The organism is Candidatus Limnocylindrales bacterium, from assembly GCA_035571835.1.
Lineage (GTDB): Bacteria > Desulfobacterota > Binatia > UBA1149 > CAITLU01 > DATNBU01.
On the sequence record DATNBU010000039.1, the window covers coordinates 101,496 to 115,132 of the forward strand.

General features: G+C 64.1%; 14 protein-coding genes. 5 read left to right on the plus strand and 9 right to left on the minus strand.

Annotated elements, in window-relative coordinates; all coding sequences use genetic code 11:
• Position 1 precedes the first annotated feature (1 nt).
• The 9 genes from VN634_17615 to VN634_17655 all read right to left on the minus strand — a co-directional run bounded on the left by VN634_17615 (position 2) and on the right by VN634_17655 (position 7,981).
• On the minus strand, positions 2 to 640 hold the full coding sequence (locus VN634_17615; protein HXC52706.1) for an XRE family transcriptional regulator: 639 nt from the start codon (positions 638 to 640) through the stop codon (positions 2 to 4).
• Positions 641 to 961: 321 nt separating this feature from the next.
• Positions 962 to 1,783 carry a PrsW family intramembrane metalloprotease gene (locus VN634_17620; GenBank protein HXC52707.1) on the minus strand — a complete coding sequence of 274 codons (822 nt, stop codon included), beginning with the start codon at positions 1,781 to 1,783 and terminating at the stop codon, positions 962 to 964.
• 56 nt (positions 1,784 to 1,839) lie between these two features.
• Positions 1,840 to 2,151: a hypothetical protein gene (locus VN634_17625; protein HXC52708.1), complete on the minus strand. Its 312-nt coding sequence runs from the start codon at positions 2,149 to 2,151 to the stop codon at positions 1,840 to 1,842.
• A gap of 10 nt (positions 2,152 to 2,161) precedes the next feature.
• Positions 2,162 to 2,758 carry a hypothetical protein gene (locus tag VN634_17630; protein ID HXC52709.1) on the minus strand — a complete coding sequence of 199 codons (597 nt, stop codon included), beginning with the start codon at positions 2,756 to 2,758 and terminating at the stop codon, positions 2,162 to 2,164.
• Entirely contained in the window at positions 2,755 to 3,546 is a 792-nt protein-coding gene (locus VN634_17635) for a hypothetical protein (protein ID HXC52710.1), read from the minus strand. Before VN634_17635 ends, VN634_17630 begins: the two co-directional genes overlap by 4 nt.
• Before the next feature lie 2 nt (positions 3,547 to 3,548).
• The gene (locus VN634_17640) at positions 3,549 to 4,145 is read right to left on the minus strand and encodes a sigma-70 family RNA polymerase sigma factor (protein ID HXC52711.1); all 597 of its coding nucleotides are present in this window, start codon (positions 4,143 to 4,145) and stop codon (positions 3,549 to 3,551) included.
• A gap of 72 nt (positions 4,146 to 4,217) precedes the next feature.
• The gene (gene polA / locus VN634_17645) at positions 4,218 to 6,929 is read right to left on the minus strand and encodes a DNA polymerase I (protein HXC52712.1); all 2,712 of its coding nucleotides are present in this window, start codon (positions 6,927 to 6,929) and stop codon (positions 4,218 to 4,220) included.
• A gap of 81 nt (positions 6,930 to 7,010) precedes the next feature.
• On the minus strand, positions 7,011 to 7,592 hold the full coding sequence (locus VN634_17650; protein ID HXC52713.1) for an HD domain-containing protein: 582 nt from the start codon (positions 7,590 to 7,592) through the stop codon (positions 7,011 to 7,013).
• A 71-nt stretch (positions 7,593 to 7,663) separates the two neighbouring features.
• A complete protein-coding gene (locus VN634_17655) occupies positions 7,664 to 7,981 on the minus strand; it encodes a HigA family addiction module antitoxin (GenBank protein HXC52714.1) in 318 nt (105 codons plus the stop codon).
• A 398-nt stretch (positions 7,982 to 8,379) separates the two neighbouring features.
• On the opposite strand from VN634_17655, the gene VN634_17660 reads away from it, so the two are divergent.
• From VN634_17660 to VN634_17680, 5 genes are all read left to right on the plus strand, one after another.
• Positions 8,380 to 8,811 (plus strand): hypothetical protein, encoded by a 432-nt coding sequence (locus VN634_17660; protein HXC52715.1) that lies wholly within the window; start codon positions 8,380 to 8,382, stop codon positions 8,809 to 8,811.
• A gap of 206 nt (positions 8,812 to 9,017) precedes the next feature.
• Positions 9,018 to 9,776 (plus strand): ATP-binding cassette domain-containing protein, encoded by a 759-nt coding sequence (locus VN634_17665; protein HXC52716.1) that lies wholly within the window; start codon positions 9,018 to 9,020, stop codon positions 9,774 to 9,776.
• Positions 9,769 to 10,539, plus strand: a complete 771-nt coding sequence (locus VN634_17670) for an ABC transporter permease (protein HXC52717.1) — start codon at positions 9,769 to 9,771, stop codon at positions 10,537 to 10,539. The genes VN634_17665 and VN634_17670 overlap by 8 nt, the downstream gene beginning before the upstream one ends.
• Before the next feature lie 2 nt (positions 10,540 to 10,541).
• A complete protein-coding gene (locus VN634_17675; protein ID HXC52718.1) occupies positions 10,542 to 12,104 on the plus strand; it encodes a GldG family protein in 1,563 nt (520 codons plus the stop codon).
• Positions 12,101 to 13,582 (plus strand): DUF4340 domain-containing protein, encoded by a 1,482-nt coding sequence (locus VN634_17680; GenBank protein HXC52719.1) that lies wholly within the window; start codon positions 12,101 to 12,103, stop codon positions 13,580 to 13,582. Before VN634_17675 ends, VN634_17680 begins: the two co-directional genes overlap by 4 nt.
• Positions 13,583 to 13,637: the final 55 nt, after the last annotated feature.

Below are 13,637 nucleotides of genomic sequence, written 5' to 3' on the forward strand. Positions count from 1 at the left end.
ACTAGCCGACGACCCAGTCGCCGGCATTCGTCATCGTAAGAACGGCAATGGTCTCGCAGGGACCGGCGTTCTCGTACCAGTGCGTGACGTCCGCGCGGAAAAACAGGGTGTCGCCGGCGCGCAGCGTGTCGTCGGCATCGATCGTGCGAACGCGCAGCCTGCCGCGCACGACGACGATGTGCTCGTATGTTCCCTCGGGATGGCCCGGCGCCTCCTCGATGCAGCCCGGGACGAGCGTGATCTCATAGACTTCGGGTTCGCGCGGATCGGCTCCTGTCGAAAGCGCGCGGGAACGAAAGCGCGCATCGGTCGACACCAGCGTACGGCCTCCGTCGGCACGCAGAACGCGGAAGTCCCTTTCGTGATAGTCGGCTCCCAGGATCAATCGCCGGAAAGGCACTTCGAAAACGTGCGCAAGCGACCAGAGCGTGCGCAGCGCCGGCACCGCACGACCAGCCTCGATGTCTCGCAGCACTTCGACGGGAATGCCGGATCGATCGGACAAAGTCTCGATCTCCATGCGCGAGTTCCTGCGCAGGCGCGCGACCATCGTCGCTACGGTTTCGGACAACCTCTCGTCGGGACCCGCCGGCGAAGCCTGCGGAACTTCGGTGAAGTCGTCCTGAATGGAGATTGTCATCGTGATCCTCCTGCGGATGCGCGGCAGGCTTGCAGCGCGGTACACGCGATCGCCTCGAGTCGGAGTTGCTATGCAGCGATCGTGCCACATGCGCACTTCGTAGCATGGCGTTGCGGATCACGATGCGAGCGGCCGAGAGATTGCATCGATGTCGTCGATTCCGGTGGCTGCGCATTCGCCGATCGATCGATCAACGTCGAAGGCTTCGCAAGCGGTCGTCAAATATCACGGCTTTCGCGATCGACTCACGGGATTTCCAGCGCACATCACGGTGTCGTTCCGGGAACGTGCCTCGAACGCGGCAGCTCCGAAACGTGACGTTCAGGTGAGACCTGTTGCGTCCGGGGAGCCCGATCGCCAGGCGACTCGCGCAAGCGCGATTCCTGGAACGAGAAAGATGGCGGCAATCAGTGTCGAAGCGCCGAATACCGCGATTCCCGACGGCTGGTCGGTGCACGCCCCGCCGCTTGCGGACGCACCGCAGAGCACACTCACCATCGACGGCGCAGCAAGTCCGTTCCACAGCGCGTGCTGGGCGATGGCCAGCAGGAGACCCGCGGCCGGCGCGATCCGCGCCGCAGTCGAACCGGGCGCGCCAGCGAACCACCAACCGAGCGCGGCGCCGCTCGAGGCCGTAAAGACCATGTGCGCGATGCCATCGAGGATTCCCCGGAGGTAGAGCGCACGCTCCAGACCTTGCTCACCGCCCTGCAGCATCGACACGCCGAGATACAGAAAGTTCTCAGTCCACACGAAGCCCACGCCGATCAGCGCACCATAGACGACTCCGTCCCGCGCGTTGCGCAGCGAGCCCGGAAATACTGCGAGAAGCAGCAGCAGCCCGAGCGCCTTGGCGCTTTCCTCGAGAGTTGGTGCAATGAGCAATGCCGTTGCAGTTCGGGCGCCGTCACCAGCAAGCGTCGCCATCCACGGACGTGCCGACTCGTTCCCGATCGACGCCAGGCACGCAGCGCCGATTCCGCCCCAGAGCAGGGCGAGTGCCAGCGCGCGGGGCGTCCGACGATAACCACGCTGAGCAATCAGCACGAGCGTTGCCAGCAACAGTGCCGGTGCGGAAGCAGCGAAAAGTATGAGCGGCGGAGTGCTGGCCAGCAGATCCACGGTCCATACGACCGCGGGCATGCAAAGAACGAGCGAGATTGCCCGGAGAGCGGCGCGGTGTTCGAACAGCGAGGAGATCAGCGTGCCATGTTCGGCAGCACGATCTCGTATCCGAACACTTCACTGAGCAGATACACGACGATGAGCAGCGAAATGCTCATCACGACGAGAGATGCTGCTGCAATGCCCGTAAGAACGAACACGGCGGCGGCGCCGGCAACGGCGATCACGGGCGACAGAAACGGCCAGCGGTTGAATGGAGCGATCGGCGCGAACAGCGTTCCGAATCCGGGTTCTTCGGCGCCGGCCTGGCCTCCGGCCGACCAGTTTCCGCCGTCGGTAGTTCCGAAGAACCCTGCGAAAGGTCCGCTGGCGTAGTCCGACGGCATGCGCGTTGCTTCAGTGAGCCGGCGAGCTCGCCGAGACGGCGGGCGCCGGTGACGGCGGAGGAATCGGAGGAAGGTCGCGCATCGCGTTCGGAGACAGCGTGGGCTTGTCCTCCAGATCAGCGGACTTCCTGGGTGCGTCCTCGTCGCCGTCGTCCTCGCGATACGGACGCGATCCGATCGTAATGACGAGCGTGCCGTCAGGATCGCGCGGGCCACCAAGAAGAACGACCGAGCCGAGCTCGAGCTTGACGTATGTATTGACGACCGGTCGGTTGTCTTCGTTGAGCAGGATGTGCAGCCGCAGATGATCCGGCGTGTGCTCGCGCGTCGTGATGTGCAGGTAGCGGCCGTGCGGAAGCTCCATGCCGCTTTGCCCGCCGTTGCCGTGCAGCACGCGCGTCTCGCTGCTGACGAGCTTGTAGCTCTTGAAGCGAAGCTGGCGCAGCTCGTTCTTGAGCGAAGCCAGGCGCGAGTCGAACACGCGTCCGTCGTTGGACGCAAGCACTGTCGCAATCTGGATGGTCGTGCGGTTCTCGGCCAGAGCCGAAGTGGATACGAGCGAGGTCAGGAAGGCCGCGGTGGCGGCCAGCCTCAGACGGCGTTTCATCTGTCGAGGCCGGCTGTGCGGATCGGCGCACCGAGTCCGCGATCCTGGACCCAGATCACACGAGCGTTGGTGCGCGGCTGAACCCACGTGGACGCGGTGTGACCTGCGGCCGCTTCGAGCCCATCGACGTGCGGAGTCTCCGGCCTGGCAAGCGGCGGCGGCGCATACGTTGCCGGTGCCGCTTCGGGAAGACCACGCGATCCGAGACGGAACGAAGCCGGCTGGAACATCGAACGGGAGCTGGAACGGGCGGAGGACGATGCCGGCGCGCTCGCGACGACGGAGAGCGTGCCCTGCTGCGCAGGCATGAGTGTGAGGACGGCAACGGCTGCGGCCGCTGCGGAAACAGCGGCTGCCGATGCATAGCGGAATGCGGCCACGAGCGGGCCGCGGCGCTCGCCGCCTGCACCGCGGCGTTCGCCGCGCATGCCGCGCCGCATGACGGCCGGCCGCGCGCTGCGCCCGCGATTGTACGCGGCTTCGCGCGCGCCGATGCTCGGCCGTTCTTCGGATCCGCCATCGCTCGACGCCAGTCCGAGCGCGGCTTCGACGCCGCTGCGGACGCTCGAAAGATCAACGGCCGAGGCAAAGTCTGCCACGGCCGTCGAAAGTAGAATCCTGGTCTGCTGCCACCGCATGACCTCGCGGTTGCACGCCGTACATTTCGCTGCATGCCGGCGCGCGGCAGAAGCTACGGCCGGCTCGAGAAGGTCGTCCACGTACTGGTTGAACGACTGTTCAAAGTCGGCGCAGGTCATTTCCGGATGATTTCCAGAAGAGATCGACACGGTTAGAGCATCTCCTGAAGGCGGGATTGAAGCTTCTTGCGTGCGTAGTGGAGGCGACTCATGACTGTCCCAAGCGAACATTCGAGCACTTCGCTGATCTCTTCATAGGACAGGCCGTCGATTTCGCGCAGGAGTATGACGGCGCGATGATCGGGCGTCAAACTTTCGATCGCCTCGAAGATCTTCTTGCCAAGCTCGCGACTGCGCACGCTTTTGAAGGGATCGATTCCGAGTGTCGCGGAGCCTTCGCCGACCGCATCTTCTTTCATGCCGATGCTGTCATCGAACTCGACGAGCGGACGTTTGCCGCCCCGGCGCTGGTGGTCAATGGCCAGGTTCATCGCGATTCGGTAGATCCATGTGTAAAACGACGACTCGCCTTTGAAGCCGTCGAGGTTGCGGAAGGCCCGCACGAAAGTTTCCTGGAGAATCTCCTTGGCATCCTCGGGGTTTCGAACCATGCCGATGATGACGGAGAGAAGGCGCCGTTCGTAGCGTTCGAGAAGGGTCTGGACGGCGTCCCGGTCCCCGGCCTGGGCCTGGGCGACCAGGTCGCCATCGGCAGAGTCCACCCGTCTGTCTCCATAGTCACGGGCCATAGACGCTACAGGTAGTTGCTTATTCGCTCGCCGCACGGACGGAAGCCGCCCTGGGCAAAAGAAGTTTTGCGGTCAGTGGGCCGTGGCCCAGCTACTGCCCGAGCCAACATCCACGACGATCGGGACGCGGAGCGCCGCGGCCCCCTCCATGACGCGTACAACCAGGCTGGAAGCTTCTTCGATCTCGCCCGCAGGGACTTCGAGTAACAACTCGTCATGAATCTGTAAAACCAGCCTCGACGCCAGACCGGCCTCTGCGATGGCAGTGTCCAGATCCACCATGGCCTTTTTGATGATATCGGCCGCACTGCCCTGAATCGGCGTGTTGGTTGCCACACGCTCGGCGAGCTGCCGGCGGCCCCCGTGATCACTCGTGATGTCCGGCAGGTAGCGCCTTCGGCCCATCAACGTGGCGACAAAACCGTGGTCCCGGGCATGCTGGAGCATCTGGGTATAGAAACGCTGCACTTTGGGGAATTTTTCGAAGTATCGCTTTATATATTCCTCGGCTTTCACCCGGCTGATCCCGAGCTCGCGCGACAAGCGCTGCGGGCCCATCCCGTAGATGATGCCGTAGTTCACGACCTTCGCCGCCCGCCGCATCGACGGGGAAACTTCGTCCAGCGGCACCTCGAACATATCGGCGGAGGTCGCCGTGTGGATGTCCTGGCCGGAGCGGAACGCTTCGATGAGGTTCTCGTCGGCGGACAGGTGCGCGAGCACCCTCAGCTCGATCTGATTGTAATCGGCCGAAACCAGTGCCGCCCCGGGCGCCGCCACGAACGCCGACCGGATCTTCGCCCCTTCTTCGGTGCGGATCGGAATGTTCTGGAGATTGGGGTCGCTCGACGACAGCCGGCCGGTGGCCGCGACGGTCTGGTTGAGCCGGGTATGGATGCGGCCACCGGCGTCGCAGAGCCTCGGAAGCGAGTCGACGTAGGTCGACTTGAGCTTGGCCATGCCCCGGTACTCGAGAACCAGCGCCGGCAGCGGGTGCAGGTCGGCGAGCGCTTCGAGCGCTTCGCTGTCGGTCGAAAGGCCGGTCTTGGTTTTCTTGACGCCCTTGGACGGCAGCGCGAGCTTCGTGAACAGAAGGTCGCGAAGCTGGACAGGCGAAAGGATGTTGAATGGGCCGCCGGCCATTTCGTAAATCCGCGCGACGAGCGCGGACATGCGGCGCTCGAGAAGGTCGGACATCTCCTTCAGGGCGGCGCTGTCGATCAGGACTCCGTGCGCCTCGAGGGCGCCGAGGACCGAAATCAGCGGATGCTCGAGGTCGCGGTAGAGGCGCGAAAGCTCGCGCGCTTCGAGCTGTGCCTCGAGGATTTCGGCGGCGCGCCGGATAAGCTCGAACGCTTCGTCGCCGAGCATCGCATCGGTTGCCTGACAGTTGAGGAAACGCTCGCAGATGTCTTCGCGCGAATGCACCCCGGCCTCGGGATCGCAAAGATACGACGCGACGCCGAGGTCGAGCCCGTGCGCTCCGGGAACCGCGCAGAACTCGCGGACGAGCGCTTTCAGATCGAATCCCACCAGCGAAACTTCACGCGCGGCGAGATCGGCAAAAGCTGCACGGATCTGCGCGGCATCGCGCGACGCCGTGCGATCGTTGCCGTCTGAGATCGCTACCGCGAGATCGGGAGCTCCGGGTGTGCCGGAATCGCACGATGCGACAAGCACGCGATCGCGTCCCATGATCGCCACGCGATCGCGTCCCATGATTGCAACGCGTTCGAGGAAATCGACGTCACCTTCCTCGACGACTACGGCCACGGTCGCTGCGACCACGCGCACGCCCGGTCCGATCGCGAGCTCCTGCTGTGCTCCGACCTGCTGCGACGCCGCAGCTGCAAGGCCCGCTGCGGACTCGATTCGACGCGGTGGCGTCGCCTCCGGCTCCTCCCCGGCCAGCGTGCGCATGCGTGCCATCAACCGTTGCATCTCGAGCTCCTCGGCAAGCTCGCCGAGCGCATCGGTCGCGAGCTTTCCGAGCCTGAGCCCCTCCGGCGTCACCTTGATCGGAACGTCGATGCAGACCTCGGCCAGCTTCCGGCAGAGGCGGGCCATGTCGGCGCCCTCCTCGATTTTCTTTCGGATCGACGCCGCGCCGCGCAGCGGCAGCTTTTCGATCTCGGCGCTTCGCGCGAGCATTTCCTCGATGCTTCCGAAGTGCGCGATCAGTGCGGACGCGGTCTTCGGTCCGATGCCTTTGACGCCGGGAATGTTGTCCGAGCTGTCGCCCATCAGGCCGAGCACGTCGGGCACCGCTTCGGGTTCGACGCCGAACTTCTCGCGAACGAGCTCGCGATTGATGACGAGGTCGCGCACCGGATCCATCAGCAGCGTGCGGGCTGTCACGCACTGCATGAGGTCCTTGTCGCCGGTCACCAGGATCACGTCGTAGTCGTCGGCTTCGTAGCTCTTCGCGATCGTCGCGAGGATGTCGTCGGCCTCGTAGCCGTCGCAGTCGAGCACCGGAATTTCGAGCGCGTTGATCAGGCGGCGGACGTACGGAATCTGCACGGCGAGCGCCTCGTCCGGTGCAACGCGGTTGGCCTTGTAGTCGGGGTACAGCTCGCGGCGAAAAGTTTTCTTCGCGATGTCGAAGCAGGCTCCCATCAGGGTCGGCCGGCGCTCGCGGATGAGCTTTTCGAGCATCGTCGAGACGCCGTGTACGGCGCCGGTCGGGAGCCCCTTTGACGTCGTCAGCGGCGGCAGCGCGTGGTACGCGCGAAAGATGAAGAAGCTCGTGTCGAGGAGATAGACGGTGCCCTTGCTCGCCACGCGGCACGTGTCGGACAGGCACCTCCAAGATGCAAGTCCGCGGGTGGACGCTCGATCGCCCGCGAGCCGGGACCCGGGGCCTCAGGCGGCCGCAATGTAGAGAGTCTGGCGCGGAGCGGCGAAGACTCGTTTTACCATCGGCTCGAAGAACTCGAGCGGCAGCGTCTCGCCTTTCGGATCGAACGCCGGGCCATCGTAGCGCTCGCAGAACAGCGCGGTGCGTTCGAACCATTCGTGGCCGCGAAACTGCTCGCGCTGGTTACGGTCCATCCCGAGGTGATGGAAGAAGTAGTAGCCCTGGAAAATGCCGTGCTTCGCGACCATCCAGTGGTTGGCGTCGCTGACGAACGGCTTGAGCACGGCGGCTGCAATGTCGGCATGGTTGAAGGAGCCGAGTGTGTCGCCGATGTCATGCAGCAGCGCGCAGACCACGTACTCTTCGTCCTCGCCGGCACGGTGCGCGCGCGTGGCCGTCTGCAGTGAATGCGCCAGACGGTCGATCGCGAACCCGCCGTAATCTCCGTCGAGCAGCCGAAGATGGCTGAGCACGCGGTTCGGCAGGCCCTGGGCGAACTCGACGAAGCCGGAGCCGATGATAGCCCAATCCTCGGCGGTGCTCTGTTCCATCGTCGTGAAGCTGGCGCGCGCGGCGTTCTCGTCCATGGTCAATCCTCCTCCACTCATCGCTCAGCCGGATTCGACAGCATCTTCGGAATTACCGCAAGGCGGCCACGTCAGCGGTGCGGCCCGGCCGATTTCCCCGCCATTGCTGCAGGCATCCTGATTCTCTGCACATTGATGTGATGAGCATTTTTTGACGCGTGGGCCAGGTCGTACTGCATCTGCATGGAGAGCCAGACTTCCGCTCCCCCACCAAAAGCCTTGGCCAGCCGAATCGCCATCTCAGGCGAAATCCCTGCTTTCTCATTCACAAGATTGTTCAGGGCCTGCCGCGTCACTCCGAGCCTGCGGGCCGCCTCGGTAACCGTGAGATTCAGCGGCTCCAGGCATTCCTGCCGGACGACTCTTCCAGGGTGGGGGGGATTTTTCATCGGCATCTTTCTACCTACCGAAAGTCGATCAGTGGTAGTCCACCAGATCGACATCATGAGCGTCACCATCGCGAAATCGGAAAATGATTCGCCAGTTTGCGCGCACCGTAACTGACCAGAACTCACCGAGGCTTCCCGTCAGCCGATGAAGACGAAACCCGGGCAGACTCAAGTCGCGAAGCTCACGAGCACTGTCGAGTCGAGCGAGGACGTTTTCGATTTTCTCCAGATGTTCGGTGTTGATCCCTCGGGACTCGCCGCGTTCGTAGAGTCGCCTGAGCCCTTTATGTCGGAAGCTCACTATCATGGCTCAACGGGCCCTGACAAGCATGGCTTGTCAATGCCACGGGCGTCATGAGTCGTGGTGTCAGACCTGCGATGAAGATAGGAAGGCCAGCGTGACTTCCGCCCCGGAGTGGTTCGCCACCAAGTTCAAGCTTGCCGAGCTTACGGTCCGCCGCTTCGCGTTCTGGACCTGGTCGGTGCGGCCCACGCAGTGCACGCCCGGCGCATCGGTCCTGTCGCTGAACCGGCCGTGCCCGGCATGGGGTGAGGTCACGGCCGAAGAGAATGCCGAGCTCGCGATTGTCGTTGCGGAAATGGAAGGCCGGCTCAAAGCCGTCTGCGACTACGACAAGATCAACTACCTGATGCTGATGATGGTGGACCCGCAGGTCCACTTCCACGTGATCCCCCGCTATGCGAAGCCGAAGGGACTGTTCGGGGTCGAATGGATTGACCGCGCGTGGCCGAAGCCGCCCGACCTGTCCGCCGGCACGTCGGATCTCGCCGTCGCCGAGGCCGTTCGACTGGCGCTGACCACGGCGTGACTCGCATCCCGCCCGGACCCGCCCGCATCTTCGGATCTCGCGAAAAAAACGTTCCCGCCTGCGAATAAACCCACTTTGACACCCGTCATGGGGCTCAATACAAATCGCTCGATTCGGTTCCCGAAAAGCTCACGCATGGCACTCCCCGCTGTGTTCTCTCCTTCCGTCTTCCAATCCGCCGCGACACCGCAGCCGGCCGGGCACGCATGATTGAAGTCAAACATCTGACCAAGACCTACGGGTCGATCACCGCCGTCGACGACGTCTCGTTCCAGGTCGCCACCGGGCAGGCCGCCGGCTTCCTCGGACCGAACGGCGCCGGCAAGACGACCACGATGCGCATCCTGACCGGCTTCATGCCGGCGACGTCTGGAACCGTAACCGTCGAAGGATTCGACGTGTTCAAGGATTCCTTCGAGGTCCGCAAGAGGATCGGCTACCTGCCCGAAACTCCCCCGCTCTACCTCGAGATGACCGTGCGCAGCTACCTGCGGCATGTCGGCAAGCTCAAGGCCATCGCCGGCTCGCAGATCAAGGCTGCGGCCGATCGCGTGATCGAGGAGTGCGGCCTCGAGAGCGTGGCCGGACGGCTCTGCGGCCACCTGTCGAAAGGCTACCGCCAAAGGGTTGGCCTTGCGCAGGCGCTGATCCACCAGCCCGCCGTGCTGATCCTCGACGAGCCGACGGTCGGCCTCGATCCGGCCCAGATCATCGAGATCCGCGCGCTGATCCGCGGTCTCACTGCCGAGCGGACGGTGATCCTGTCGACCCACATCCTGCCCGAGGTCCAGCAGATCTGTCAGAAGGTCGTGCTGATCAACGGCGGACGCATCGCGCTCGAAATGGACATGGCCGACCTCGGGCGCGAGCGAAGCCTGGAAGAAGTCTACCTGCGGCACGTCACCGGCGACGCACAGTACGGCGCCACCGCTGCGGCCGCTGCGGAAGGAGGCGCCCATGCGTAACGTCCTTGCGATCGCGTGGCGCGACATCCGCGCCGTGTTCGTCTCCCCGATCGCCTACGTGGTGCTGACCGGATTCACGCTGCTTTCGGGGTGGTTCTTCTTCAACATGCTCGGACAGTTCATCCGCCTGGCCAACCAGTACGCAATGCTCCAGGGCATGGACACGACCTGGCTCAACCTGAACGACGCCGTCATCGCCCCGCTCTTCCACAATCTGCTTTTCGTCCTGCTGATCGTGATTCCGATGATCACGATGCGAAGCTTCTCCGAGGAGAAGAACCAGTCGACGTTCGAGCTGCTGTTCACGTCTCCGGTGCGCATCAGCGAGATGGTGATCGGCAAGTTCCTGGCCGGGGCGGCGCTCGTCACGCTGATGGTGTTCCTGTCGTTCCTGTTCCCCGCACTGCTGTTCGTCTACGGCAATCCGGAACCGGGCATGATGCTGGCCGGGGCGCTCGCGCTGTACCTGACGGCGCTGTCGTTCGTGGCCGTCGGCAACTTCACGTCGGCGCTGACGTCGAACCAGATCATCGCCACCATCAGCGCGCTGGTGATCCTGCTGCTGCTGTTCGTGATCAACTGGCCGGCCGAAGGTGCCGGCGAGAAAGTTGCCGGAGTGCTCGGGTACCTGTCGGTCTCGAATCACTTCAACAAGATGGCCAAGGGCGTCATCGAAACGACCGACCTCATCTACTTTGCGAGCGTCACCGCCGTCTTCCTGTTCCTGACCCACCGCGCGGTGGAATCGAGTCGTTGGAAATAACCATGGGCAAGCGTGCACCCATCCTCGGAATCGCCGGCCTGATCTTTCTTCTGTTCGGTCTGGCCGAGCACGTGATGACCATGAACCCGATGATCGGGTTCTGGGATTTCGGCTGGTTCTCGCTCGTCCACATTGCAGCCGGCCTCGTCTGCATCGTCTGGTTCTTCGCGTCGGGCTCGGGCTCGCTCGTTGAGTTCCTGCAGCGCCGCTCGACGCGTTACGGCACCAACGCGATCGTCTATTCGGCCGTGTTCGTGGCCGTCGTCGTGATGCTCAATTACCTCGGCGCGCGCTACAACCACCGCTTCGACATGTCGCTGTCGGGCGTCAACAGCCTGACCGATGCATCCAAGCAGGTCATCGACAAGCTCGACGGCGACGTCGAGATCCTCGCGTTCGTCGGCCCGCAGGAAAAGAACTTCGTCGAAGAGGTCTCGGGCATCTACAGCTACTACAGCAACAAGCTGAAGTGGAAGATCATCGACCCGCAGGTCAATCCCGAAATCGCCCAGCGCGAGCTCATCCAGGCGATCCCCACGATCAAGATCAAGAAAGGCGACCGCTCGACCACCGTCGACAAGATCGACGAGGAGTCGATCACCAACGGCATCCACAAGGTCGTCACCAGCGCGCAGAAGAAGATCTATTTCCTGACCGGCCACGGCGAGCCGTCGCCGGAGCAGAAAGAACAGCCGAACGGGATGGGTCTGTTCGCCGACACGCTGCGCAACCAGAACTACGAGGTTGCGACCGTATTCGCCGGTGATGCGCCGATCCCTGACGACGCCGCCGTGCTCGTGGTCGCAACCGGCGACCGCAGCCACTTCCCCGCCGAGCTCGACAAGATCCGCGACTACATGAAGAAAGGCGGAAACGTCCTCGTGCTGCTCGAGCCGCGCCAGGACAGCGAGCTCGTGCAGTTCGTGCGCGATCTCGGAGCGCGCGTCGGCGACGACGTGATCCTCGACCAGCAGGTACGCCTGTTCGAAGGGCCGACGATCGGCACCGATGCGATCGTCGCACAGTACGGCGACCATCCGTCGGTCAAACCCCTCAGCGAGCGCAGCATTCTGTCGCTCGCGCGTTCGGTCTCGCCGCCGGTCGAAGCGCCGGGCGGCCCGGTGCAGTTCAAACCGCTCGGCTTCACTTCTCCGACGAGCTGGGCGGAGACCGACGTCGATCGCGTATTCAACCAGGGCGAAGCCGAGCTCGCCGACAACGACATCAAGGGGCCGGTCCCCATCGGCGCGGCCGGCGAAGGCTCGGGCTCCGTGCTCGGCGGCGACGCCGCCAAGCATTTCCGCCTCGCGATCTTCGGCGACACGAGCTTCCTGACCAACCAGTACCTGCGGCAGCTCTACAATGACGCGCTCGGCCAGAGCGTGGTCGGCTGGCTCGCGGGAGAAGAAGAGCTGATCTCGATCGCACCACGCGTCGTGCGCGCGTCGCGCGCGATGCTCGGCGAGACCGAGATGCGCACCGTCTTCTATCTGTCGGTGCTGATCCTGCCCGAGCTGATCCTGCTTATCGGCATCGCCGTCTGGTGGAGGCGCTCCTCGCTGTGAGCTTCGTCCGCACGATCATCCTCGTCGTGATCGCCGCCGCGCTCGGCGCTTGGCTGTTCTTCGTCGAAGGACCGAAGGCGCTGCTCGAGGCAAAGAAGGACTATCTGATCGACGTCGATCCCGCCGACGTCGAGAAGATCCATCTCGTCTATACCGATCAGCCCGAGATCGAGATCGTCAAGGAAGCGGGCAACTGGAAGCTGACCAAACCGGTCGCGTATCCGGCAGAAAAGTCCGTCGTCGAAAACTTCCTGAACACGGTCAAGGACGCGAAGATCGAGCGGCGCCTGGAAAAGAACGAAGCCGGCGCGCTGTCGAGCTACGGCCTCGAAGGGCCGAACGGCTCGCAGGCGCGCATCGAGCTCACACTCGAAGGCGGCAAGCCGCTTCCCGCCGTGCTTCTCGGCATTGCGACGCCCGTCGGTTACCAGGCGTTCGCCCGCCGCGACGGCAGCGACGAAGTGCTGGTGATCCCGCTGCTGCTGCAGTCGAGCGCGAAGAAGACTCCGTCCGAGCTGCGCGCCAAGGCCATGTTCCCCGGCGTCGACAGCACCGGCATAAAGACCGTCACGATCGAAAAGCCCGGCGAGAAAATCGAGGTCGAGCGAAAGAGCGAGTTCGCCTGGGAGATGAAGTCACCGGTCAATGACACCGCCGACCAGGAATCGATGCGGTCGATGCTGGACTCGCTCGCGACCATCGACGCGGTCGGCTTTTACGACGGCGCCGAAGTGGACCGCAAGGCGTTCGGCCTCGACGAAGGCGCCACCCATTTCCGTGCGCAGCGCGAAGACGGCAGCCAGATCGCATTCACGATCGGCAAGGCCGCGACCGACCAGCCCGCAGGCAACTATTTCGAGCGCGAGAGCGATCACCAGGTCGTCAAGGCGCCGGACTGGGTTGCACAGAAGTTCATGCCGGGCGCGGCCGAGCTTCGCGACAAGCGCTTCCTTTCGTGCAAGCTCGACGAAGTACGAAGCCTCCGGTTTTCGATGGCCGGCGATACGTTCACGCTCGCGCGCGAGGCGCCGGGCAAACCGTGGACGATCGACCCGCCTGCAGCCGGTGAGGTGCTGAACCAGCGCATCGTCGACAACGCACTGAACGGTCTCGCAGCGGCGCGCGCCGACGAAGTCGTCGCCGACGCGCCGCCCGGAGCGAATCTTCACCAGTTCGGACTCGACGCTCCGGTCGCACGGCTCGAAGTCGGCGGTGCGAACGGATCGTGCGGAGCGCTCTCGGCCTCGCCCGGGCCTGCCAACGCCGAACAACCCGAGCCCGGCACGCAGCCGGGCGGACCGAAGTACTATGTGAAGAGCGACAGCCGCACGGCGGTCCTTCGCGCGACACAGCACGAGTACTCGCGCATCGCGACCAGACGCGCGGAGTTCGTCGAGTCGGCCAAGGCGCCCGACGCCGCGAAAGGAGCGGCCGCGGGCGACAAGCCTGCGGCGCCGTCCAACCCCGACGACGAATAAGGACAACTCCGCGGCGAAGACTTGGACCGCTGGGCCTGCGTGCTAGCGTCGCCGC

Bases quoted from the DNA above. Each gene is read 5' to 3' on its own strand.
- VN634_17640 (HXC52711.1), bottom strand. From the start codon at position 4,145: ATGGCCCGTGACTATGGAGACAGACGGGTGGACTCTGCCGATGGCGAC.
- VN634_17650 (HXC52713.1), bottom strand. From the start codon at position 7,592: ATGGACGAGAACGCCGCGCGCGCCAGCTTCACGACGATGGAACAGAGC.
- VN634_17615 (HXC52706.1), bottom strand. From the start codon at position 640: ATGACAATCTCCATTCAGGACGACTTCACCGAAGTTCCGCAGGCTTCG.
- VN634_17620 (HXC52707.1), bottom strand. From the start codon at position 1,783: ATGCCCGCGGTCGTATGGACCGTGGATCTGCTGGCCAGCACTCCGCCG.
- VN634_17655 (HXC52714.1), bottom strand. From the start codon at position 7,981: ATGAAAAATCCCCCCCACCCTGGAAGAGTCGTCCGGCAGGAATGCCTG.
- VN634_17625 (HXC52708.1), bottom strand. From the start codon at position 2,151: ATGCCGTCGGACTACGCCAGCGGACCTTTCGCAGGGTTCTTCGGAACT.
- VN634_17630 (HXC52709.1), bottom strand. From the start codon at position 2,758: ATGAAACGCCGTCTGAGGCTGGCCGCCACCGCGGCCTTCCTGACCTCG.
- VN634_17675 (HXC52718.1), top strand. From the start codon at position 10,542: ATGGGCAAGCGTGCACCCATCCTCGGAATCGCCGGCCTGATCTTTCTT.
- VN634_17665 (HXC52716.1), top strand. From the start codon at position 9,018: ATGATTGAAGTCAAACATCTGACCAAGACCTACGGGTCGATCACCGCC.
- VN634_17670 (HXC52717.1), top strand. From the start codon at position 9,769: ATGCGTAACGTCCTTGCGATCGCGTGGCGCGACATCCGCGCCGTGTTC.